This window comes from Streptantibioticus parmotrematis (assembly GCF_019890615.1).
Taxonomy (GTDB): Bacteria; Actinomycetota; Actinomycetes; order Streptomycetales; family Streptomycetaceae; genus Streptantibioticus_D; species Streptantibioticus_D parmotrematis.
In genome coordinates this window covers 74,708-95,369 of sequence record NZ_JAINVZ010000019.1, presented here as the reverse complement: position 1 = coordinate 95,369, position 20,662 = coordinate 74,708, and the positions used below count along the sequence as shown (strand labels likewise).

Annotated in this window: 20 protein-coding genes and 3 tRNA genes; 12 read left to right on the top strand and 11 right to left on the bottom strand. The window is 72.6% G+C overall.

Annotated features, from left to right (window positions below; translation table 11 throughout):
• Position 1 precedes the first annotated feature (1 nt).
• A complete protein-coding gene (locus tag K7472_RS24040; protein WP_222980628.1) occupies positions 2-877 on the top strand; it encodes a LysR family transcriptional regulator in 876 nt (291 codons plus the stop codon).
• Here K7472_RS24040 and K7472_RS24035 read toward each other — a convergent pair.
• Positions 862-1,206, bottom strand: coding sequence for a DUF5919 domain-containing protein (locus tag K7472_RS24035; protein ID WP_222980627.1), 345 nt, complete (start codon positions 1,204-1,206; stop codon positions 862-864). The two genes, K7472_RS24040 and K7472_RS24035, sit on opposite strands and share 16 nt — an antisense overlap.
• Before the next feature lie 149 nt (positions 1,207-1,355).
• Between K7472_RS24035 and K7472_RS24030 the strand changes: the two genes are divergently transcribed.
• The 4 genes from K7472_RS24030 (at position 1,356) to K7472_RS24015 (ending at position 4,709) form a co-directional block, all read left to right on the top strand.
• Entirely contained in the window at positions 1,356-2,549 is a 1,194-nt protein-coding gene (locus K7472_RS24030; protein WP_252396131.1) for a helix-turn-helix domain-containing protein, read from the top strand.
• A gap of 155 nt (positions 2,550-2,704) precedes the next feature.
• Positions 2,705-3,106: a recombinase family protein gene (locus tag K7472_RS24025; protein ID WP_222980625.1), complete on the top strand. Its 402-nt coding sequence runs from the start codon at positions 2,705-2,707 to the stop codon at positions 3,104-3,106.
• Positions 3,107-3,442: 336 nt separating this feature from the next.
• A complete protein-coding gene (locus K7472_RS24020) occupies positions 3,443-3,931 on the top strand; it encodes a hypothetical protein (protein ID WP_222980624.1) in 489 nt (162 codons plus the stop codon).
• Positions 3,932-4,025: 94 nt separating this feature from the next.
• Positions 4,026-4,709, top strand: coding sequence for a class I SAM-dependent methyltransferase (locus K7472_RS24015; protein WP_222980623.1), 684 nt, complete (start codon positions 4,026-4,028; stop codon positions 4,707-4,709).
• A gap of 196 nt (positions 4,710-4,905) precedes the next feature.
• On the opposite strand, the gene K7472_RS24010 is transcribed toward K7472_RS24015, so the two are convergent.
• The 3 genes from K7472_RS24010 to K7472_RS24000 all read right to left on the bottom strand — a co-directional run bounded on the left by K7472_RS24010 (position 4,906) and on the right by K7472_RS24000 (position 5,322).
• A tRNA-Ile gene (locus K7472_RS24010) sits at positions 4,906-4,979 on the bottom strand.
• Positions 4,980-5,170: 191 nt separating this feature from the next.
• Positions 5,171-5,243, bottom strand: a tRNA-Asn gene (locus K7472_RS24005).
• Positions 5,244-5,249: 6 nt separating this feature from the next.
• Positions 5,250-5,322: transfer RNA gene (locus K7472_RS24000), tRNA-Asn, on the bottom strand.
• A gap of 175 nt (positions 5,323-5,497) precedes the next feature.
• Here K7472_RS24000 and K7472_RS23995 point away from each other — a divergent pair.
• Positions 5,498-5,797, top strand: a complete 300-nt coding sequence (locus K7472_RS23995) for a YtxH domain-containing protein (RefSeq protein WP_222980622.1) — start codon at positions 5,498-5,500, stop codon at positions 5,795-5,797.
• A gap of 92 nt (positions 5,798-5,889) precedes the next feature.
• Positions 5,890-7,344, top strand: a complete 1,455-nt coding sequence (locus K7472_RS23990; protein ID WP_222980621.1) for an FGGY family carbohydrate kinase — start codon at positions 5,890-5,892, stop codon at positions 7,342-7,344.
• A gap of 11 nt (positions 7,345-7,355) precedes the next feature.
• Here the strand turns inward: K7472_RS23990 and K7472_RS23985 are convergent, their stop codons facing one another.
• The 5 genes from K7472_RS23985 to K7472_RS23965 form a co-directional block, all read right to left on the bottom strand.
• Positions 7,356-8,576 (bottom strand): RNA polymerase sigma factor, encoded by a 1,221-nt coding sequence (locus K7472_RS23985; protein WP_308014056.1) that lies wholly within the window; start codon positions 8,574-8,576, stop codon positions 7,356-7,358.
• 190 nt (positions 8,577-8,766) lie between these two features.
• A complete protein-coding gene (dnaG, locus tag K7472_RS23980; RefSeq protein ID WP_222980620.1) occupies positions 8,767-10,668 on the bottom strand; it encodes a DNA primase in 1,902 nt (633 codons plus the stop codon).
• An 82-nt stretch (positions 10,669-10,750) separates the two neighbouring features.
• Entirely contained in the window at positions 10,751-12,025 is a 1,275-nt protein-coding gene (locus tag K7472_RS23975; protein ID WP_222980619.1) for an NAD(P)/FAD-dependent oxidoreductase, read from the bottom strand.
• Between the two features lie 283 nt (positions 12,026-12,308).
• On the bottom strand, positions 12,309-13,610 hold the full coding sequence (locus K7472_RS23970) for a deoxyguanosinetriphosphate triphosphohydrolase (protein ID WP_222980618.1): 1,302 nt from the start codon (positions 13,608-13,610) through the stop codon (positions 12,309-12,311).
• Positions 13,611-13,671: 61 nt separating this feature from the next.
• A complete protein-coding gene (locus tag K7472_RS23965) occupies positions 13,672-14,118 on the bottom strand; it encodes a gamma-glutamylcyclotransferase family protein (RefSeq protein ID WP_222980617.1) in 447 nt (148 codons plus the stop codon).
• Positions 14,119-14,217: 99 nt separating this feature from the next.
• On the opposite strand from K7472_RS23965, the gene K7472_RS23960 reads away from it, so the two are divergent.
• Complete coding sequence (locus tag K7472_RS23960; RefSeq protein WP_222980616.1) at positions 14,218-14,955, top strand: SanA/YdcF family protein; 738 nt, start codon at positions 14,218-14,220, stop codon at positions 14,953-14,955.
• Between the two features lie 20 nt (positions 14,956-14,975).
• Here the strand turns inward: K7472_RS23960 and K7472_RS23955 are convergent, their stop codons facing one another.
• Positions 14,976-15,218 carry a hypothetical protein gene (locus K7472_RS23955; protein WP_252396129.1) on the bottom strand — a complete coding sequence of 81 codons (243 nt, stop codon included), beginning with the start codon at positions 15,216-15,218 and terminating at the stop codon, positions 14,976-14,978.
• A gap of 181 nt (positions 15,219-15,399) precedes the next feature.
• On the opposite strand from K7472_RS23955, the gene K7472_RS23950 reads away from it, so the two are divergent.
• Positions 15,400-15,792, top strand: coding sequence for a rodlin (locus K7472_RS23950; protein ID WP_222980615.1), 393 nt, complete (start codon positions 15,400-15,402; stop codon positions 15,790-15,792).
• A gap of 187 nt (positions 15,793-15,979) precedes the next feature.
• Here K7472_RS23950 and K7472_RS23945 read toward each other — a convergent pair whose 3' ends face one another.
• The gene (locus tag K7472_RS23945; protein WP_222980614.1) at positions 15,980-17,143 is read right to left on the bottom strand and encodes an alpha/beta hydrolase; all 1,164 of its coding nucleotides are present in this window, start codon (positions 17,141-17,143) and stop codon (positions 15,980-15,982) included.
• 375 nt (positions 17,144-17,518) lie between these two features.
• On the opposite strand from K7472_RS23945, the gene K7472_RS23940 reads away from it, so the two are divergent.
• The 3 genes from K7472_RS23940 to K7472_RS23930 all read left to right on the top strand — a co-directional run bounded on the left by K7472_RS23940 (position 17,519) and on the right by K7472_RS23930 (position 20,661).
• Positions 17,519-18,217, top strand: a complete 699-nt coding sequence (locus K7472_RS23940; RefSeq protein WP_222980666.1) for an MgtC/SapB family protein — start codon at positions 17,519-17,521, stop codon at positions 18,215-18,217.
• Between the two features lie 91 nt (positions 18,218-18,308).
• The gene (locus K7472_RS23935) at positions 18,309-19,223 is read left to right on the top strand and encodes a phosphotriesterase family protein (RefSeq protein ID WP_222980613.1); all 915 of its coding nucleotides are present in this window, start codon (positions 18,309-18,311) and stop codon (positions 19,221-19,223) included.
• A gap of 130 nt (positions 19,224-19,353) precedes the next feature.
• Positions 19,354-20,661 (top strand): ABC transporter substrate-binding protein, encoded by a 1,308-nt coding sequence (locus K7472_RS23930; protein WP_222980612.1) that lies wholly within the window; start codon positions 19,354-19,356, stop codon positions 20,659-20,661.
• Position 20,662 lies beyond the last annotated feature (1 nt).

The window sequence follows — 20,662 nt, the reverse complement described above, 5'->3', positions numbered from 1 at the left end:
TATGGCATTGGAGCTCGCTGATCTGCGCGTCTTCGTCACCGCTGCCTCCGTCGGCTCACTGTCAGCCGCGGCACGCGAGCTGAGGGTCACACAGCCGTCCATCAGCGAGCGACTGCGCCGGCTGGAACGGCTCGTCGGTCAGCCGCTGGTCCACCGGTCGAGCCGAGGAGTGTCACTGACCCCCGCGGGGCAACGGCTCCTGCCCCACGCGGAGCGATGCCTGGCTCTGGCGACGCACGCCCTGACCGTCGCCGGGGAGGACGACACCCAGGGGACCCTGCACCTGACCACCCACGCCAGCTATGCCCCGCTGGCCGTTCCGTTCGTCATCGGCGCCCTCCAGCCGCTCAGGTACGCCGTCGTGGTCGACGACCAACACAGCCGGAACGCGGTTCAGCGAGTCGCCGAGGGGACGACCGACATCGCCATCACACTGCCGGTCCCGCACGCCCACGAGGTGCGACTGAAGAAGTTCCGCAGCGAGCCGGTCATCGCTGTCTGCCGCCCGGACCACCCCCTCGCGCAACAGCCCTGCACCATCACCCAACTGAGTGGCCACCCCATCGCGGTGAACCTCTGGGGCAGCGGAGCGGCCCTCTTCCAGGAACGGCTCCTGGACGCCCCCATCCCGGCGCACCAGCTCTACCGCATCAGCTCCGCGGAAACCGCGGCCGATCTCGCGCGCTCCGGGCAGGCCGTCGCCGTACTCACCCGCGCCACCGTCGAACGCGACCTCGCTCAGCGCACCCTGGTCGAGCTCGGTGTGAGCGATATGCCCGAGTGGCACGTCGACCTCATGGCAGCCCACCACCGCGACCGCGCCGCCGAGCCCGCCATCGCAGCCGTGATCGACGCCTTGCCCTACTCGAAGTCCTGACGTCCGCGACCAGACGGCGTTCCAGCGGCCCGGTCCACCCGGTCGAGCGCGTCGAGCGTGATGCGGATGCGCGTGGACACCGTGAGCGGCACGCCCTCGGCTTCCTCACGTCGCCGGGTGACCTCGGATTCCGGGTCCCCGAGAAGGAACCGCACGCGGCAGCCGGATTCCACCTTGGTCCGCAGCCGGTCCCCCAGCCGCGGATGCTGCTGCCACAGGAAGTAGTTGGTGTAACCCGCGAAAGTGAGGCGGTGGTGGGCACCGTCGAGAAGGTGCTCCCACACCGAGGTGGGGCACGCGTTCCGAATCGTAACGCCGGCTTCCCGCATGGACCGTGAGCCTCCGTGACCGCTCTTCGCCCTTGCCGCTTTCGTGTGCCGGGAACGCTTCCCGCGTCCCCTCCGGCCGCGTTCCGCGTACCGTGGGAAACGAGTCCTCTGACCGGGGGGTGCGCATGGGCGCGGCATTCGAGACAGGCATGGGCGATCGCATCGCGGAGCTGAGGCGTCGTCGCGGTCTGACACAGGAGGGGCTGGCCGAAGCCGCCGGCCTGTCCGTCGACGTCGTCCGCAAACTGGAGCAAGGGCGGCGCAGAACCGCCCGGTTGACGACCATCAACGCCCTCGCTAGGGCCCTGGACACCGAGCCGAGTCACCTCGTCGGGCAGCCCACCACCTTCGAGACCCACCCGCTCGGGAGCGACGACCTGCCGTCGGTGCTGGCGCTGCGTCGAGCGGTCTCACCGGTGGCGGACCTGCTGGGCGGCGACGGCGATCCCGAAGAGCCGCCGAGTATCGCCGAGTTGCAGGAGGCACTGCGGTCGACGGAGGCCATCCGCCGGGAAGGGCGGATGGCGGAGATCGGCGCACTGCTGCCCCAACTCATCCGGGACGCACGGGCCGCCGTGCACGCGAACACGGGCTCGTCCGCCGCCGCGGCCAACTCCGTTCTGGCCGTGGCCTACCAGGTCGCCGCCACGACCTTGACGGCGCTCGGGAAGGAGGACGCGGCGTTCACGGCCATCGAGCGCTCCCTCACCGCGATCCGTGGTTGCGACGATCCAGGCCTGGAGACGCTGGCCGCTTCGACCCTCTCGTGGGTCTTCACCAAGCAGGGACGTCTAGGTGACGCCGAGCGGGTGGCGCTCGCCCGAGCCGAGCGGATCGAGCCGACGTTCCGCTCAGCGCCGGCCGACCTGGCGTTGTGGGGAGTGCTGCTCCTGCGGGGCGCGACGGCCGCGGTACGACAGGACAAGCGGGCGGACGTAAGGGAGTTGCTGAACCTGGCGTCCGGCGCCGCCGCGTCGATCGGCCAGGACCTGCTGGTGTACGCGACTCCGTTCGGGCCGACGAACGCCGGGATCGCGCGAGTGAACTTCCTGGTCGAGATGGAGGAGAGCGACGAGGCGGTCAGGGCGGCGCGGGCGGTCCCCGACGTGGGGTCGCTTCCGCCGACGTGGCGGGCGCGGTTCCACGTCGACCGGGCGTTGGCGTACAGCGACCTCGGCAACGACACCGCCGCGCAACGGGCGTTGCTGACGGCGGAGGCCGACGCCCCGGAGTGGATGCGGTACCACTCGACGTCCCGAAGGCTGGTCGAGGACTTGCGCGCCCGCGCCCGCCACCGCGACGCACCGGTCATCGGACTCGCCGACCGCTTGGGGCTGAACTAGGACGGCGTGCCCCAGCCCGGCTTCAAAGTGGGACCGACCGCCCCTGGGCGGCGAGCGGTCGCGTACTTAGCGTGATCGATGTGCCTCACGGCGCCGTCCAGCCAGCCCCTCGTGTGCGGTCGGTGCCGCCCCGCCCGATCACGCTGGAGCCCACCATGACAGCCGCCACCGTCGCGTACCTCTACGACCGTCACGCCACCACCGCCACCGGCATGCTGAACGCCCGCATGGACGCCTGCACCGCGTACTTGGAGGCCAAAGGCTGGGCCGGGGGCGGGCGTTGGCTCGACGTCGGCGACGACGCCCTCAGCGACGACCGGCGTCCCGCGTTCGACACGATGCTCAACGCGATCCACGCCGCCGGAACAGCCGTTGAACGCGTCGTCCTCGTGCCGGACTGGGACCGGCTCTCCCGCAACCCGGCAGCCTGCGGCCTGCTCACCCGCCGCGTGCTGCTGCTGGGCGCCTGGGTCGAGACGACTCTCGGCGAACAGCGGCGCCCCGGCGCATCGTCGATCCACCGCGCCCAGCTCAACGGCGCACCGATCACCGCGTGAACCTCCCCGCCCAGCGGCAGCACGACACGTGCCGACGCGAGCTGGACCGCACCGCACCCAGGTGACCGGAGACCGACCATGACCACACCCCCGTCCCCTGCTGGTACGGCGAACGCCACGGCACTCCCTTCCACCTCGCCACCGACCCCGTGCAGATCGCCCTCGTCCATGGCGACTCCGGCCCCGGCCGTGGCGTCCACGCCTGCCGCGCCTGCGTCGTCGCCGCCAACGGCCGCGCCCTCATCGAGGCGTTCCGGCCCGAAGACGTCGGCCCTTCACACGCCGGCCAGGACGGCCCTCCCGCACCCGGAAGCACTACGACTGGAAAGGCGTTCGATGAACACAGCTGTCCACACACGGACACGTGACCCGCGTGTTCTGCTCAACGGAGTCCAGCCGCGCATCAGGAACCTCAGCGTCAACGTCTTCGACAGCGGCATGACGATCTGGGACCGCGAGGTCGCCCTCCTGCTGCGGGACGAGGTCATGGTCCGTGACCTCGCGGAACGCATTCTCGGCAACGCGGTGATGTACCTGGTGGCGTCCATGGAACACCCCGAGGCACACCTCGGGGTGGGCAAGGTCGTCGACTTGGGCGTGCACCAGATCATCCTCGACACCCCGGTCTACTTCGCGTTCTGCGACACGTACAACAGGGGCGCCTACAAGCACCACGCGCCGTTCATCCAGCGACGCCGGGACGGCATCGTCCTCGACACGGCTGACTTCCTGCGCTCCGTCGGGTTCCGACCCGACGAGGAACTGTGGGCCCGGGACGGCGCCGAGTGCTCGCCGTGCGACAACAAGGTCCCGGACAGCCACTAGGGCGCACGGAAAGCTCTACGGTGGGGCTCCGCCCGGCGCGACCGGCGGAGCCTCTCCGCTGCCCGCACCCCCACCAACGAGGAGGCCGACTCCGTTGACCGCGCCCCACAACCACGACCACGAGCGCCAACTCTGGGACGCCTACGCCGAGTCGGCGTCCATCAGGGAATGCGTGGAAGTCGAGGAACCTGTCTTTCGCTGGACCCAGTACCACGACCACCCGAACGACCCGGGCCCCCAACTGCTGGGGGACCCCCGCAGCGTGCTGGAGATCGGCTGCGGCACCGGCCGTGCGCTCGCCCACTTCGCGCGGCAGGGGGTGCGGGCCACCGGCGTCGACCTGTCGCCCGTGATGGTGGAAAGGATCACCAAGCGCTGGGGGCCGCTGGGCGTCCAGTTCATCTGCGCCGAGGTCCTCGACCACCTCGCGACCACCACGGCCACGTACGACGCCGTCTACTCCGTCTTCGGAGCAGCCTGGTTCACCGCCCCCGAGAGGCTCTTCCCGCTCGTCGCCCGGCGGCTCAACCCCGGCGGTGTCCTGGTCTTCTCGCAGCCCCCGGCCATCCCGGGCGCCTACGGTCCGCAGGGCATGTACAAGGGCGGGTTCACGGGCCGGGCGATGTACACCTACCGCTACAGCTACACCCCGAGCCGCTGGTGCGACTTCCTGACGGAGGCAGGCTTCATCGACATCTCGGCGAACGTCCTCGACGCCCCGGAAGCGGGCCACATCGGCACCCTCGTCGTGCGCGCGAAGACGCCGGCATCCCCGTAGGGGGCGCTCCGGGAACTTCGCTGCCTTCGGCGGACGGATTCACCCGGACAGCCGTCGGCCGGGGTTCGAAGGACCGCCCGCACCACCGTTCAACGGCGTCCGACAGACCGTCTCGCGCGACACACGCCCAACCGGGTCGGTGCTTGGTCCGCCGCTTCCTCGCTGCTAGAAACGGTTCTGCACTGTCGCGCTCCGGTGGGGCGGGTGGGACTCGAACCCACGACCGACGGATTATGAGTCCGCTGCTCTAACCGGCTGAGCTACCGCCCCGTACGGTGTGTCGTGCACATCGTCTGCCGCAGCATAGCCGCTCATACGATCTGTCGCCCTCACGGGTCCCACACGCACATCCGTAAGGACTTCACCGGGCGCGGGACGGTTCCCGGCCGGGCGGACCAACATCAAAAAGGACCCCGGAGGGTCCTGGGGTCCGTCTCGTCCGCTGGTGTTCGTCGGTCGCGCTCCCCCGACTGGACTCGAACCAGTAACCTGCCGGTTAACAGCCGGCTGCTCTGCCAATTGAGCTACAGGGGATCGAAGCTCCCCCGACTGGACTCGAACCAGTAACCTGCCGGTTAACAGCCGGCTGCTCTGCCAATTGAGCTACAGGGGATCGCCTCGGTGCCTCGAATGCACCCACGCCCGGGGCTCCCGGACGGCGCGCGCTCGCTGCGCCACATACATTAGCGCAAGTGGGGGGGTGCTCCGCCAACTCGTATCGCCGGGGTTGTCACCCCGCTACGAGGGGTAGGCGCGAAGAGCCTGAGGACGAGAGGGAAGGTGGAGCCATGCGCTACCGGCTGACGTTCATTTCCGGGGCCGCCGTGGGGTACGTGCTCGGCGCTCGGGCCGGTCGTGACCGGTACGAGCAGCTCCGCAAGACCGCCCAGCGGTTCGCGCAGAACCCCGCGGTGCGCAACACCGTGGAGTCCGCGAGCACCAACGGCCGCGCGTTCGCCCGCAAGGCCGCGGGGTCGCTGGCCGACAAGGCGGGCGAGCGGCTGCCGGACTCGGTCACCGACCGCGTCCCCTACCTGCGCGAGCGTTCCGGCCCCGCGCAGGACGAGTGGGGCACCAGCAACACCTGAGTGGCCCGGCCGCCCGCCCGGCGGCGCCCGTGGACCGGCGGTAACCGGGACCGCGGGCGCCGCCGGGCGCATTCGTACGGCATGATCGGCCCATGGGGATAGTCGCCGGACTGGACAGTTCTACCGAAGGCACCACCGTCGTCGTCTGCGACACGGACACCGGCGCCGTGCTCAGGCAGGCCTACGCGCCGCATCCGGTCGACGAGTCCCTCCCGCGCAGCGAGACCGACCCGCAGGCGTGGCTGCTGTCGCTGGGCGAGGCGGCCAAGGACGGCCTGCTCGAAGGCGTACAGGCCATCGGGGTGTCCGGACAGCAGCACGGCCTGATCGCGCTGGACGCGGGCGGGGTGCTGGTCCGCCCCGCGCTGCTGTGGAACGACAAGCGGGCGCAGGTCGCCGCCGCCGACCTGACCGAGGCCCTGGGCGGGCCCGCGGGCTGGGCCGAGGCGGTCGGCTGCGTGCCGCAGGCCCCGTACCCGGTCGCCAAGCTGCGCTGGCTGGCCCAGCACGAACCGACCTCCGCGCAGCGTGCCGCCGAGGTGCTCTCGCCGCACGACTGGCTGGTGTGGCAACTGCTCGGACGGCCCGCCCGCCGCACCACCGACCGCGGCGACGCCTCCGGCACCGGCTACTGGTCGGCGGCGACCGGCGGGTACCGGATGGACCTGGTGGAACTGGCACTGGGCCACCGGGTGCGGCTGCCCGAGGTGCTGGGCCCGGCCGACCCCGCCGGGCAGACCCCGGAGGGCCTGCTGATCTCGGCCGGCACCGGCGACAACATGGCCGCCGCGCTCGGCCTGGGCCTGGCGCCCGGCGACGCGGTCGTGGCGCTGGGCGCGGCCGGCACGGTGTTCGCGGTGCACGACGCGCCGCTGACCGATCCGACCGGCGCCATCACCGCCTTCGCCGACGCCACCGGACGCCACCTGCCCGTCGTCCAGACCCGCAACGCGGTCCGCGTGCTGCGCGGCACCGCGGACCTGCTGGGCACCGACCTCGCGGGCCTGTCCGACCTCGCGTTGCGCTCCACGCCCGGCGCGTACGGCCTGGTGCTGCTGCCGTACCTGGAGGGTGAACGCGTTCCCCAACTGCCGCACACAGCGGGCACGTTGGCGGGCCTGCGCCGGGAGAGCATGAAGCCGGAACACCTGGCGAGGGCGGCGTTCGAGGGCATGCTGTGCGGGCTGGCGGACGCGCTGGACGTGCTGCGCGGCCGGGGCGTCCCGGTGCGCCGGGTCTTCCTGCTGGGCCAGGCGGGCGAGCTGCCCGCCGTCCAGGCGCTGGCGCCCGCGCTGTTCGGGACGCCGGTGGTGGTCCCGCCCCCGGCGGACTACGCGGCGCTGGGCGCGGCACGGCAGGCGGCCTGGGCGCTCGGCGCGCAGCAGGGGTCGGTCTCGCCGCAGGACCCTCCGCACTGGGAGTCCGCGGTGCTGTCCGGCAGCCGGGTGAGCGAACCGGGCGACGACCTGGCGGCGGGCTCCGCGGTGCGCCAGCAGTTCACGGCGGTGCGCGACCAGACCCATCCGGGGGCGTTCCCGGCGAGCTGAGGTCCGCGCGGTCAGTCGAGGTAGCCGCGCAGCTGGTCGGCGAAGGCGTGGTCGCGCAGCTTGGCCAGGGTCTTGGACTCGATCTGGCGGATCCGCTCGCGGGTGACGCCGAAGAGCCGCCCGATCTCCTCCAGGGTGCGCGGGCGGCCGTCGTCGAGCCCGTAGCGCAGCTGCACGACCTTGCGCTCCCGCTCCCCCAGCGTGGACAGCACCGCTTCCAGGTGCTCGCGCAGCAGCAGGAACGCGGCCGACTCCACGGGAGAGGCCGCGTCGCCGTCCTCGATGAGGTCGCCGAGCGCCACGTCCTCCTCGTCGCCGACCGGGGCGTGCAGCGAGACCGGCTCCAGGGCGAGGCGCAGCACCTCCAGCACGCGTTCCTCGCTCAGGCCCAGGCGTTCGCCGACGTCGGCCGCGGCGGGCTCGACGCCGTGCTCCTGGAGCAGGGTGCGCTGGACCCGTACGACCCGGTTGATCAGCTCGACGACGTGGACCGGCACGCGGATGGTGCGGGCCTGGTCGGCCAGCGCGCGGCTCATGGCCTGGCGTATCCACCAGGTCGCGTACGTGGAGAACTTGTAGCCGCGCGCGTAGTCGAACTTCTCCACCGCGCGGATCAGTCCGAGGTTGCCCTCCTGCACGAGGTCGAGCATGGTCAGGCCGCGGCCGATGTAGCGCTTGGCGACCGAGACGACGAGCCGCAGATTGGCCTCGATCAGGCGGCGCTTGGCCATCCGGCCGCGCACCACCAGCCGGTCGAGGTCGTTCGCGAGGCGGGAGTCGAGGTCGGGGGTGGTGCTCAGCTTCTCCTCGGCGAACAGCCCGGCCTCGACGCCGCGGGCGAGTTCGACCTCCTCGGCGGCGCTCAGCAGCGGGATGCGGCCTATCTCGCGCAGGTACTGGCGGAAGAGATCGGCGGACGGGCCGGAGGCGTCCTCGCGCACCGGCCGCCGCTCCCCGGCGCCTTCGCCGTCCACGGCACCCGCCCTGTCGTCGTCGGCACCCGCCCCGTCGTCGTCGGCCCTTGCCCCGGCTTCGGCGGTCGCGTCCGCCCCGGCCGTCGCGCGCGCCTCGGGGTGGCCCGACGGCAGTCCCTGCGACGGCACCCGGTCGAGCAGCGGCTCCGGCTCCGTGGGCACGACGTCGGCCGCCGCGTCGGACGCCGCGTCGGCTGTGACGTCGGCGTCGGCTTCGGCGGAATCGGCGGTCCCGGGGGCAAGGGTCTGCGTCTGCACGTGGTCAGCCTCCACACTGGGCGGGCGACCGGACGCGACCGGAGGTCCGCGCTTCGAGGACTCAGGCACCGGCAACCAGTGTGCGGTACGACACGCGCCGACTACGAGGGGTGTGCGCTCAGTTTCTCTGCGAAACCCCCCGTTGGGGTCGCGATCCCCCGGCGTCCGGCCCGAAACCCCCTCGTCGGGGTCAAAGTCCCGCCGCGCCCGACTCCCGCAGCCGCTGCCCGTACTGCTGGAGGGCCCACAACTCGCTCTGCACGGCGGCCGCCTTGGCCGGGTCGGGGCGCGGGCCGAGGCGGGCGAAGTCGGCGCGCAGCTCGGACTCGCGGCGCTTGACCGCGTACAGCCGCACCTCGACGAGGACCTGGCCCGCGTAGAGGTCGGGGGCCTTGTGCATGACCGGTTCGACGGCCAGTTCCGTGATCATCGCGCGGACCGCGTCGTCCGGCGCGAGGTCGCGGACCCGGGTCAGGTACGCGTCGTCGGCCTGCGTCACCCCGCCCGCGTCGCCGATGGCGCGGCGCACGGCGGCGTACGGCGGGCCGGTGAACTCGTCCTCGCCGTAGGCGTCGAAGGCGGGGGCGACCAACTGCGGGTACTGGAGGGCGAGTTTGAGCAGCTCGCGCTCGACGCGGTGGTGCGGGCTGCGCAGGTCGAGCCGGGGGCCGGAAGGGGTGCGGCGCGGCGGTGGGGCGGCCTGCTGCCCGCGGGCCTGGCCGCGCCGGGGGGCCGCCTCGACCGGGCCGCGTTCCGCACGGCTCCTGGCCAGCGCCCGCACCCGGCGCACGATGGCGTCCTCCTCCGTCTTGGAGGTGATGCCGACCATGCCGACGAGGCGGATCGCGTAACGGTCGCGCAGCGCGCGGTCCTTGATCGCCGCGACCACCGGCAGCGCGGCGTCCACGGCGGCGACCTGGCCCTCGTCGGTGTCGACGTGGTACCGGTCGACGATGGAGCGCAGCGCGAAGGCGAACAGCGGGGTGCGGCCCTCGACCAGCCGCTGCACCGCCGCGTCGCCCTCGGCGAGCCGCAGTTCGCACGGGTCCATGCCGCCGGGGGTGATGGCGATGGAGGTCTCGGCGGCGAACTTCTGGTCGTCCTCGAAGGCCCGCAGCGCCGCCTTCTGGCCCGCCGCGTCGCCGTCGAAGGTGAAGACGACCTCGGCGGTGGAGTTGTCCATCAGCAGCCGCCGCAGGATCTTCACGTGGTCCGCGCCGAAGGCCGTGCCGCAAGTGGCGATGGCGGTGGTGACACCGGCCAGGTGGCAGGCCATCACGTCGGTGTAGCCCTCGACCACGACCGCGCGGGTGGTGCGGCCGATCTCCTTCTTGGCCAGGTCGATCCCGTAGAGCACCTGGGACTTCTTGTACAGCGGCGTCTCGGGGGTGTTGAGGTACTTCGGCCCGTTGTCGTCCTCGCGCAGCTTGCGGGCGCCGAAGCCGATGACCTCGCCGGTGATGTCCCGGATCGGCCAGATCAGCCGCCCCCGGAAGCGGTCGATTGCGCCGCGGCGACCGTCGCTGGCCAGGCCCGAGGTCAGCAGTTCCTTGTCGGTGAACCCCTTGCCGCGCAGGTAGCGCACCAGGTGATCCCAGCCCGCGGGCGCGTAGCCGACGCCGAAGTGCTCGGCGGCGGCCTGGTCGAAGCCGCGCTGGGCGAGGAACGCGCGGGCGATCTCGGCCTCGGCGCCGCCGAGTTGCTCGACGTAGAACTGGGCCGCGACCTTGTGCGCCTCGATCAGGCGGATCCGCTCACCCTGCTGGCGGCCGGGGGTGTAGCCGCCCTCGTCGTAGCGCAGGGTGATGCCCGCCTGGGCGGCGAGCCGCTCGACCGTCTCGGAGAACGAGAGGTGGTCGAGCTTCATCACGAAGTCGAGGGTGTCGCCGCCTTCCTGGCAGCCGAAGCAGTAGTACAGGCCCTTGCTGGGGCTGACCTGGAACGACGGTGACTTCTCGTCGTGGAACGGGCACAGGCCCTTGAGGTTGCCGCCGCCCGCGGGCCGCAGCTGGAGGTACTCGGAGACCACGGCGTCGATCGGGACCGCGTCCCGTACCGCCTTGACATCCTCGTCCCTGATCCGACCCGCCACGTCTGGATTCTACGGCGACCGCGGGAGCGCCCCTCGCCCGGTGGCCCGTTCGCCGCCCGGCCGCCCCCGCGGTACGCGTCCCTCAGCCCAGCAACGACTCCAGCGGCACGCCCGGGTCGGACAGCCGCTCGGGGTCGACCGGGCGGCCGGTGCGGATCAGTTCCTGAAGGGGGCCGGTGACGTCCCACACGTTGACGTTCATCGCGGCCAGCACCTGGTGGCCCTCCTCGCCCGCGCGCAGCCAGAACGCGATGAACTGCCGCTTGCCGACGTCGCCGCGGCACACCACCTGGTCGTAGGTGCCGGGCGCGGCGTGGCCGGAGAACTCCATGCCCAGGTCGTACTGGTCGGTGAAGAAGTACGGCACCCGGTCGTAGCTGACGGACTCGCCCAGCATGGCGCGGGCGGCGGCCTGACCGGCGTTGAGGGCGTTGGCCCAGTGCTCGACCCGCAGCCGGGCGCCGATCAGCGGGTGCTCGGCTGCGGCGCAGTCACCGGCGGCGTAGATGTCGGGATCGGAGGTGCGCAGGGAGGCGTCGACCGCGATGCCGCCGCCGTCCGCACGGGCGGCCATGGTGAGCCCGGCGGCCTCGGCGAGCGCGGTGCGCGGGGCGGCGCCGATGGCGGCGAGCACGTCGTGGCAGGGGTGCTCCTCGCCGTCGTCGGTGCGCACCGCGAGCACCATGCCGTCCTGGCCGGTGATCTCGGTGAGCCGGGCGCCGAAGTGGAAGCGGACGCCGTGCTCGCGGTGCAGGTCGGCGAAGACCTCGCCCAGCTCGGGGCCGAGGGCGCTGTGCAGCGGGGTCGGCTCGGGCTCCACGACGGTGACCTCGGCGCCGTAGGAGCGGGCGGCGGCGGCCACCTCCAGGCCGATCCAGCCCCCGCCCGCGATCACGATGTGCCCGTTGTCGCGGCCCAGGGAGGACAGCACGCCGCGCAGCCGCTCGGCGTGGGCGAGGCGGCGCAGGTGGTGCACGCCGGCCAGGTCGGTACCGGGGACGTCCAGGCGGCGCGGCTCCGCGCCGGTGGCCAGCAGCAGCTTGTCGTAGCCGATGACGGCGCCGTCCCCGAGGGTGACGGTCTTGGCGGTGCGGTCGAGGTGGACGACGGGCTGGCCGAGGTGGAGCTCGATGTGGTGCTCGGCGTACCAGGCGAGCGGGTGGACGAAGACCGCGTCGCGCTCGTCCTTGCCGAGCAGGTAGCCCTTGGACAGCGGGGGGCGCTCGTAGGGCCGGTCGCGTTCGTCACCGACGAGGATCACCCGGCCGGTGAATCCCTGCTCCCGCAGCGCCTCGGCGGCCTTGGCCCCGGCCAGCCCCGCTCCGACGATGACGAACGTCTGATGTGCGTCGACCACTGTGCGCCTCCTCGCGCGGAATCCCCCGGCGATCCGTAACCCGGACTCGATACCCGTCTCGCGGCACCCGACACGCGATCGGTGCCCGGTGCGCGATCTCCTCACGATCCGTACGCGAGAGCGTCCCGCACCGCGCGGTCCGCGTGAAGGGCGCCGCGAGGTCCGCCGGGCCCGGGGCGCGTGTGCCCGCCGGGCCCGGCGCGTCGTACCGGGTGCCGGGATATGCCATGTCTTGTGTCATACGTCCGGACGCGGCCGGACGTTCCCGGCCGCTCCGCGGACGTCACCCGGCGCGGCGGCCCGGCGCGGTGATCCGGTGGTGCAGTTCGAGCGCTGCGGCGTCGGTCAGTGACGCGATCTGGTCGACCACGACGCGCAGCCGGGCGCGTTCGTCGGCCGCCGCCTCGAAGAAGCCGCGGAACTGCGGGTCGAGGCCGTCCGGCGCGCCGTCGGCCAGCGCGGCGGCCAACTCGGCGATGACGACGCGCTGGTCGGCACGGCGGCGGGCCTGGTCGGCGCGCTGTATGACGTACCGGTCGGCGACCGCCTTGAGCACCGCGCACTCCAGCCGCACGTCCCGGGGCACGACGAGCTGCGCCGCGTAACGGGTCAGGCGGCCGGGCCCGTAGGCGTCGCGGGTGGCGCTCTCGGCGGCGAGGCAGAAGCGGCCGATGAGCTGCGAGGTGGCGTCCTTCAGCCGGGCCTGGGCGACCGAGGAGCCGTCGTAGCCGTCCGGCCACCACTCCTGGGCCAGCAACCGGTCGAGCGCCTCGGCGAGTTCGGCGTCCTCGGCGCCCGGCGCGTAGCGCTGCGCGGCGACCGCGTAGATCTCCTGGCGTTCCGCAGCGGAGCGCAGCATGCCGGGGGTGACGTGGCCCGCGTGCAGGCCGTCCTCCACGTCGTGCACGGAGTACGCGACGTCGTCGGACCAGTCCATGACCTGCGCCTCGAAGCACTTCAGGCCCTCGGGAGCGTCTGCGCGCAGCCAGTGGAAGACCGGCAGGTCGTCCTCGTAGACGCCGAACTTGCGCGATCCCGGGTCGGTGGGGTGCCCGCCGCGCGGCCAGGGGTACTTGGTGGCGGCGTCCAGGGCGGCGCGGGTGAGGTTGAGGCCGACGCTGGCGACCCGGCCGGTGCGGTCGGTGGTGAAGCGCTTGGGCTCGATGCGGGTGAGCAGCCGCAGCGACTGCGCGTTGCCCTCGAAGCCGCCGCACGGTTGCGCGACCTCGGCGAGCGCCTCCTCGCCGTTGTGGCCGAACGGCGGGTGGCCCAGGTCGTGCGCGAGGCAGGCGGTCTCCACCAGGTCCGCGTCGCAACCGAGCGCGGCGCCCAACTCCCGTCCCACCTGGGCGCATTCGAGGGAGTGGGTGAGCCGGGTGCGCGGGCTGGTGTTGATCTCCGGCATCGCCACGCCCGGATCGACCACCTGGGTCTTGCCCGACAGCCTGCGCAGCGCGGCGGAGTGCAGCACCCGCGCCCGGTCGCGCTGGAACGCGGTGCGGCCCGGGCGTTTGTCGGGCTCCGGCACCCAGCGTTCGGTGGCGGCCTCGTCGTAGGGGGCGGGGGGCAGGTGGTTCCCGTTCATACCGCGACGGTAGCGGGCGCCGGCCGCAGCCGCGCTCGACCCCGGTGATCCTCCGCCACCGCTACCCGCCGCCCGCCGGCCAGTGCCCCGACGCGATCCGGCGGCCGTTCGCGCGCAGTGCCGCGGCGGTGACCGGCCCGGCCAGGTAGACCCAGGCGGGACGCAGCGCGCCGCCGCAGCGCACCTCGCGCGTCACGCGGTCGTAGAGGTTGCCGGGCGCGCCGGGCACGTACTCCTCCAGCCGGTCGAGATCGGCGAGCACCGCGTCGTACGCCCCGGGCAGCGCCTCGACCAGCTCCCCGCGCACGGTGTCGGCGGCGGCGCCGTCGAGGGCGTACGGGTAGCCCGGGCCGTCGAACAGGACCGCACCGGGCAACTCGGCGGGCCGGGGCGTGGCGACCCGCCCGCGCAGCACGCGGTCGTGGTTGGCCTGCCCGGCCCGCAGCGTGCCGTAGACGAAGAACGGCAGGACGGGCGCGGCCGCGTCGGGTGTCGTCGGGTCCCCCATGCCTCCATCATCGGGCGGAACCGGGGGCCGCCGCACGGCGTCCGTCGTTTCCGTACGCGCGTGCGAGGCTCTCGCAGGCGCACGGTCAGGGGGAACGTCATGAGACCGAGGCTTCCGGGACGCGCCGGGCTCGCGGGATCCGTACGGCTTCCGCGACGCCTAAGGCTCCGGCTTCGGCTGCCGCGCACCACGCGGGAACGGCGGCGGGCGGTGCGGGTGGTGGCCGCGCTGTGCGTGCTGGCGCTGGCGCCGATGACCTGGATGTACGTGACCGCCTCGGGCCGGGTGCGGGACGTCGCGGACGTGCCGGCCGAGCCGGTCGCGGTGGTGTTCGGCGCGGGCCTGGTGAACGGTGAGCCGTCCCCGTACCTGGCGCACCGCCTGGACGCCGCCGCCGAGCTGTACCGCGACCACAAGGTGAACGCCCTGCTGGTGACCGGCGACAACAGCCGCACGGACTACGACGAGCCGGGCGCGATGCGCGCGTACCTGACCCGGCACGGCGTGCCGTACCAGCAGATCGTGCTGGACTACGCGGGCTTCGACACCTGGGACTCGTGCGCGCGGGCCCGGCGCGTATTCGGTGTCACGCACGCGGTCCTGGTCAGCCAGGGCTTCCACATCCGCCGCGCGATCGCCCTGTGCGAGGCGGCGGGCATCACCTCCTACGGGGTCGCCGTGGCCGAGCCGCACGACGCGACCTGGTACTACGGCGGGACGCGTGAGGTGGGCGCGGCGGCGAAGGCGGCGCTGGACGCGGTGGTGCGGCCCGACCCGAGCCTGCTGGGGCGCAAGGAGACCGCGCTGACGGCGGCGGTGCACCGCGCCCGGCCTTGACCGCGACGAGGGCGGACGGCTCAGCGCAGCGACAGGATGGTGAAGACCAGCACGGCGGCGGCCATCGGCATGCCGATGATCAGCAGCGGGCCGAGCCACGGCCGGTCCGGCGGCTGCGGCACGGGCGGGGCGAACGGGGCGATGGTGATCAGCTGGTCCTCCGTCACTGGCGCGGGCTTGTCCGGCCGTTGACGGCCCGGGGCGCCGGGACCGAAGGGGTCCTCCATGCCGACCCGCCCCCTCCTGGTCCCGCTACCGGTCATACCGGAATCCTACTGGGGCCCTCGCGTCACGACGGGTTGACCGGCCATCCGGATTACTGAAGCGCGCGGCGGCGGTGCCCATTGATCCGGGAGAGTGAACGATAGGAACTTCTCCTTCCGGCGGGAGTTGTGCAGGCTGCTCCGGTAGCGGGGCGCTCAAGGATCGGAAGGAAAGACTCGCGTGATCAAGAAGATTCTCGCCACGGCTGCGGTTGTTGTTTCCGCGGTGGGTGTCACTGCCGCCCCGGCGATGGCCATCGGCAACAACCACGGCCCCAGCTCCGCCAACGGCAACGGCTCGGACCAGGTGTACGGCAACACCACGACCGGCGGCTACATGAGCCCGCAGATCGGTCTGGTCCAGGGCTCGCTGAACAAGCCCTGCATCGGCCTGCCGGTGAAGGGTGACGTCGGCTCGGTCGTCGGCCTGGTCCCGATCACGGTCCAGGACATCCTGACCCAGCCGCAGATCCAGCAGTGCACCGAGAACTCCAGCCAGGTCAAGGGCGACGACCCGCTGTCGCACATCCTGGACAACATCCCGGTTCTGTCCGGGAACGGCGCCAACCGCTGATTCCGCGCGACGCGTCCGCCTGACGGGCGGTCGTGTCCGGATCACCGCCGTGAATAGCGCGAGGGCCCGCACGCCGATGACGGTGTGCGGGCCCTTGGCATTTCTCCCACCGGATTTCCGGACCCTCGCGTATCCGAATCCTTATGTATGAGTATTCGGCGGCCGGGGGCGGGGAAGAGGCGGGGAATCAGGAATGCGGCTGCCCGGACGGGGAGTTCGCGCCGGGGGCGGCGTTCGGGGTGTGCGGCAGCTGCTGGTCTATCCAGCGGATGACGTCCGGGTACTCGGCCCGCCAGGTCTTGAAGTTGTGACCGCCCTCGTCACGTATCAGCTTGGTGACCTTGGTGGGCCACTTGGCGTCCGCGGCGAGCTGGAGGGTCTCCTTGTAGTTGCCCTCGCCCTTCTTGCTGCTGGAGACCAGCAGGGAGACCGGCGCGGGCGGCATGTGCGCCATCCGCCAGTTCAGGTCCTGCTCGTGCTTGTACTGCGCGTTGCCCGCGTACAGGTCGCCGGTCTGGCTGTCCTGGGCGGCGCCGTAGTCGGCGGACAGGCCCGCGGCGACGCCGTAGCGCGCCGGGTTGGTCATCGCGAACTTCAGCGCGCAGTAGCCGCCGGTCGAGTCGCCGACCGCGGCCCAGGAGCCGGGTCCCTCGGTGGTGCGGAACTGGGAGGCGACCGCGTACGGCAGGTCCTGGTTGAAGAAGGTCAGCGCCTGCGGACCGCCGGGCACGTCGGTGCAGTTGGTGTCGCGGCCGGGCACCACGGTGGGCCGGACCATGACGTAGATGACCGGGCGGATCCTCTTCGCCGCGATGTCGTCGGAGACGGTGCGCGGGACCTTCAGGCCGGTGATGAGGTTGGACGCCACGCCCGGGTAGCCGGTGAGCGCGACCACGACCGGGAAGCGGTCGGCCTGGTGCGCCTTCTGGAAGTACTGCGGAGGCAGGTAGACGTAGCCGTCGCTGCTCAGGCCGGAGGCGAGGCCCTGGAAGTGGACCGACTCGACCTCGCCGGCCTGCTCCTTGCCGCCCTTGAGGCCCGCCTGGATGACGCCTTCGACCTTGATGCCGGAGGGGCGGCCGCCCTTGGCGTCGCTGGCGTCCATGACCTGCTTGCCCACCGGGGCGCCGAGCAGGTCCTGCCAGGAGGAGTAGAAGCCGAAGGAGTTGTTCACCGCGACCAGCAGCACGCCCAGGACGGTCACCTGCACCGCCACCAGCAGGCCGATCCGGCCCAGCCAGGACGGCACGCTCGCGCGCGCCACGCGCGGCCACAGCCACAGCGCCAGGGCGGACGCCACCAGCGCGGCGATCACCAGCCCTGCGAAGAACATCTCGGACGTGAGTCCCACGGTTGTCGCTCTCTCTTCCGGCAGCCCCTTCACCAGGAGGGACGGAAATACGTTCGGTTCGGTTTACTCGACTTTACGGTGTGATTTGCCCGTCTTTTACGGGCACGGAGTGATATGGCGGCGGGACAGGGGCCCGTGAGCCCGCTGTGAGACGAAGATCACGCCGGTGGCGGTGGATCATGAGCGTGCGGGAGGGAACACGCGGATCGGCCCGGGCGGCGTCACGAGCTACGGACGCCGCGGCCGGACACCCGGTTCCCCGGAGCGGGAGGGATAGGGTGCTGATGGCCCGGCGAGTGGAGGTGGATCGTGCATATCGCGCACTCGATCGCGTTGCCGCTGTGGGACCCCGGCGCGGGCCAGGGCCTGCGGCAGATGGCCGAGATCGGTCTCGCGCTGGTGCTCTCCACCCTCGTCGGCATCGAGCGCGCGGTCCAGCAGAAGAGCGCGGGGCTGCGGACGCACACCCTGGTGGGCGTGGGCAGCGCGCTGTTCATGGAGGTCTCGCAGCACGGCTTCAACAGCGTCCTGGGCATGAACCACGTGGCCCTCGACCCGTCGCGGGTGGCGGCCCAGATCGTCTCCGGCATCGGCTTCATCGGCGGCGGCATCATCTTCGTGCGCCGGGACGCGGTGCGGGGCCTGACCACCGCCGCGGCCGTCTGGCTGACCTGTGCGATCGGCATGGCGTGCGGCGGAGGCCTGCCGCTGCTGGCGATCGCCGCCACCGTCGTGCACTTCCTGGTGACCCGGGGCTATCCGCTGGTCACCCGTCGCTTCCCGGCGATCTCGGCCGCCGAGCAGTGGCAGCTCCAACTGTCGTACCGGGTGGGCGGCGGCGTGCTGCCGCGGGTGCTGGAGCACTGCACCCGTGACGGCTTCCAGGTGCTGGACGTACGGGTGGACCGGGCGCCGTGGAAGGACGCCGAGGACGAACAACCGCCCAGCGGCGGCACGTCCGACGTCCAGCTGTCCTTGCAGGGCACCGGCAGCATCCACCGGCTGGTCGCCGAACTGGCCGAGCTGAACGACGTGCTGAGCGTCTGGTCCCCCTCCGCCGACCCGGCGGAGTAGTCCGCCCGCCTCACGCTCGCCGGTCCGTCCGCCGCACGCGCCAGACTCCGCCCGCCCCGCGCTCGCTCCGTCCTCACCAGGAAGTCACCGCATGCCGCCCGCGATCCACACCGTCCTGGGCCCGCTCGCGCCCGACCGGCTCGGCGTCTGCGACGCGCACGACCACCTGTTCTTCCGCAGCCGCCAGTTGCCCGGCCAGGAGCTGGACGACGTGGCCGCCGCCGAGGCCGAACTGCGCGCCTTCCGCGCGGCGGGCGGCGCGGCCGTCGTGCAGTGGTCGCCGTACGGCACCGGCCGCCGGGCGGACGCGCTGCCGGACCTGGCCCGCGGGACCGGCACGCACATCGTGGCGGCGACCGGGCTGCACCAGGCGGCGCACTACGACGCGGAACTGCTCGCGCGGGTCATGCCCCGGCTGGCCGAGGTGTTCGTCACCGAGCTGACCGAGGCCGTCCGCGGCACCGGGGAGCGGCCGGTCACCGCGGGCCTGATCAAGGTCGCGGGCGCCTTCCACGGCCTCGACGCGCACGCCCGGCACACCATGACCGCGGCGGCCGAGGCGCACCACGCCACCGGTGCGCCGATCGCCGTGCACCACGAGCTCGGCACCGGGGTGCTCGACGTGCTCGACCTGCTGTGCGGGAGGCTGGAGGTCGCGCCGGGCAGCGTGATCCTGGGCCACCTCAACCGGTCGCCGGACGAGTGGGGGCACCGGGAGGCCGCGAAGTCCGGCGCGTTCCTCGCCTTCGACGGCCCCTCGCGGGCCAACCACGCCACCGACTGGCGGATGCTGGACTGCGTGGCGGCGCTGGTGGAGGGCGGGTTCGGCGGCCAGGTGCTGCTGGGCGGCGACACGACGACCGCCGCCGCCCGTTCGGTGGACGGGGGCGGGCCGGGGATGCCGTACCTGACGCGGGTGCTGCGGCCGCGCCTCGTGGAACGGCTGGGCGAGGAGGCCGCCCACGCCGTCTTCACCGCCAACCCGGCCCGCGCGTTCGCCTGGTGAGCCCCGGCACGCGGTCGGCGGCGCGGACGTAGGGCTCTGCCGAGGCGCGGCCCAATCGTGCCAACGACCCCCGTACGGAGGCGACTTCACGCATACGCAATGCGTCCTACACGTATCCCGGCGATACTTCATGACCATGACCGAGCCGACGCGTGACACCACCGGATCGCATCCGACGTTACTCCCCCGGCGCCGTCTGCTCGCCGCGGCCGGCGGGGCGGCGCTCGCCGGGGCCCTGGCCGCCTGCGGGTCCAACAACGGTCGCGGAGGCGGGAGTTCGGGCAGCGGGCCCGCGCTGTCGCAGTGGTACCACCAGTACGGCGAGGCCGGCACCGAGCAGGCCGTCGAGCGCTACGCGGCCGCGTACCGGCAGGCGCGGGTCACCGTGCAGTGGCGGCCGGGCGACTACGACACGCAGACCGCCGCCGCGCTGCTCACCGCCGACGGCCCGGACGTCTTCGAGGTCAACGGCCCCACGCTGGACCAGATCCAGGGCGGCCAGGTGGTCGACCTGACGGACGGCATCAAGGACGTCGAGCACGACTTCAACCCCGCGGTCCTGGGCCCCAAGACCTACCGCGGCCGGGTCTACGGCATCCCGCAGACCATCGACACGCAGCTGCTCTACTACCGCAAGAGCCTGCTGGCCAAGGCGAAGATCTCCCCGCCGCAGACCCTGGACGAGCTGGTCGCCGCTGCGGCGAAGCTCACCACGAAGGACGTCAAGGGGCTCTTCCTCGGCAACGACGGCGGCGCCGGGGTGCTGGGCGGCACCCCGCTGTACGCCGCCGGGCTCCAACTCGTCACCCCGGACGGCACGGTGGGCTTCGACAGTCCGGCCGCGTACGCCGCGCTGGGCAAGCTGCACACCCTGTACGCGGAACGGTCGCTGCTGCTGGGCGCGCCCGCCGACTGGTCGGACCCGTCCGCGTTCACCCAGGGCCTGACCGCGATGCAGTGGAGCGGGCTGTGGGCGCTGCCGCAGATCTCCACGGCGCTCGGCGACGACTTCGGGGTGCTGCCGTTCCCCGCGGACGGCGCACACGGCACGCCCGCGGTGCCGGTCGGCGCGTACGCGTCGGCGGTCAGCGCCCGCAGCAAGCACGTGGCGGCGGCCAAGGAGTTCGCGACCTGGCTGTGGGTCGAACGCATCGACTACCAGGAGGACTTCGCGACCTCCTACGGTCTGCACATCCCGGCGCGGATCTCGCTGGCCGAGCGGGCGGCCAAGCTGCGCGACGGCGCCGCCGCCGACGCGGTGCGGTTCGCGACCCGCTACGGGCACGCCGACCCGCTGCTGTGGACACCCAAGTCGCGCAGCGCGCTCCAGGACGCGTACAGCAGGATCATCAAGGACGGCGCGGACCCGGCGGGGCAGGTGAAGGCGGCGGCCGGGGTGGTGGCGGCCGAGCTGGCACGCGTGCGGAAGAACGGCTGAG

Excerpts from the sequence above, each read along its gene's own strand:
- K7472_RS23960 (WP_222980616.1), top strand. The coding sequence starts at position 14,218 with ATGAGACCGAGGCTTCCGGGACGCGCCGGGCTCGCGGGATCCGTACGG.
- K7472_RS24030 (WP_252396131.1), top strand. The coding sequence starts at position 1,356 with ATGGGCGATCGCATCGCGGAGCTGAGGCGTCGTCGCGGTCTGACACAG.
- K7472_RS23965 (WP_222980617.1), bottom strand. The coding sequence starts at position 14,118 with ATGGGGGACCCGACGACACCCGACGCGGCCGCGCCCGTCCTGCCGTTC.
- K7472_RS24040 (WP_222980628.1), top strand. The coding sequence starts at position 2 with ATGGCATTGGAGCTCGCTGATCTGCGCGTCTTCGTCACCGCTGCCTCC.
- K7472_RS24020 (WP_222980624.1), top strand. The coding sequence starts at position 3,443 with ATGAACACAGCTGTCCACACACGGACACGTGACCCGCGTGTTCTGCTC.
- K7472_RS23935 (WP_222980613.1), top strand. The coding sequence starts at position 18,309 with ATGCCGCCCGCGATCCACACCGTCCTGGGCCCGCTCGCGCCCGACCGG.
- K7472_RS23955 (WP_252396129.1), bottom strand. The coding sequence starts at position 15,218 with ATGACCGGTAGCGGGACCAGGAGGGGGCGGGTCGGCATGGAGGACCCC.
- K7472_RS23930 (WP_222980612.1), top strand. The coding sequence starts at position 19,354 with ATGACCATGACCGAGCCGACGCGTGACACCACCGGATCGCATCCGACG.
- K7472_RS23940 (WP_222980666.1), top strand. The coding sequence starts at position 17,519 with ATGGCCGAGATCGGTCTCGCGCTGGTGCTCTCCACCCTCGTCGGCATC.
- K7472_RS23970 (WP_222980618.1), bottom strand. The coding sequence starts at position 13,610 with ATGAACGGGAACCACCTGCCCCCCGCCCCCTACGACGAGGCCGCCACC.
- K7472_RS23995 (WP_222980622.1), top strand. The coding sequence starts at position 5,498 with ATGCGCTACCGGCTGACGTTCATTTCCGGGGCCGCCGTGGGGTACGTG.
- K7472_RS24025 (WP_222980625.1), top strand. The coding sequence starts at position 2,705 with ATGACAGCCGCCACCGTCGCGTACCTCTACGACCGTCACGCCACCACC.
- K7472_RS23990 (WP_222980621.1), top strand. The coding sequence starts at position 5,890 with ATGGGGATAGTCGCCGGACTGGACAGTTCTACCGAAGGCACCACCGTC.
- K7472_RS24035 (WP_222980627.1), bottom strand. The coding sequence starts at position 1,206 with ATGCGGGAAGCCGGCGTTACGATTCGGAACGCGTGCCCCACCTCGGTG.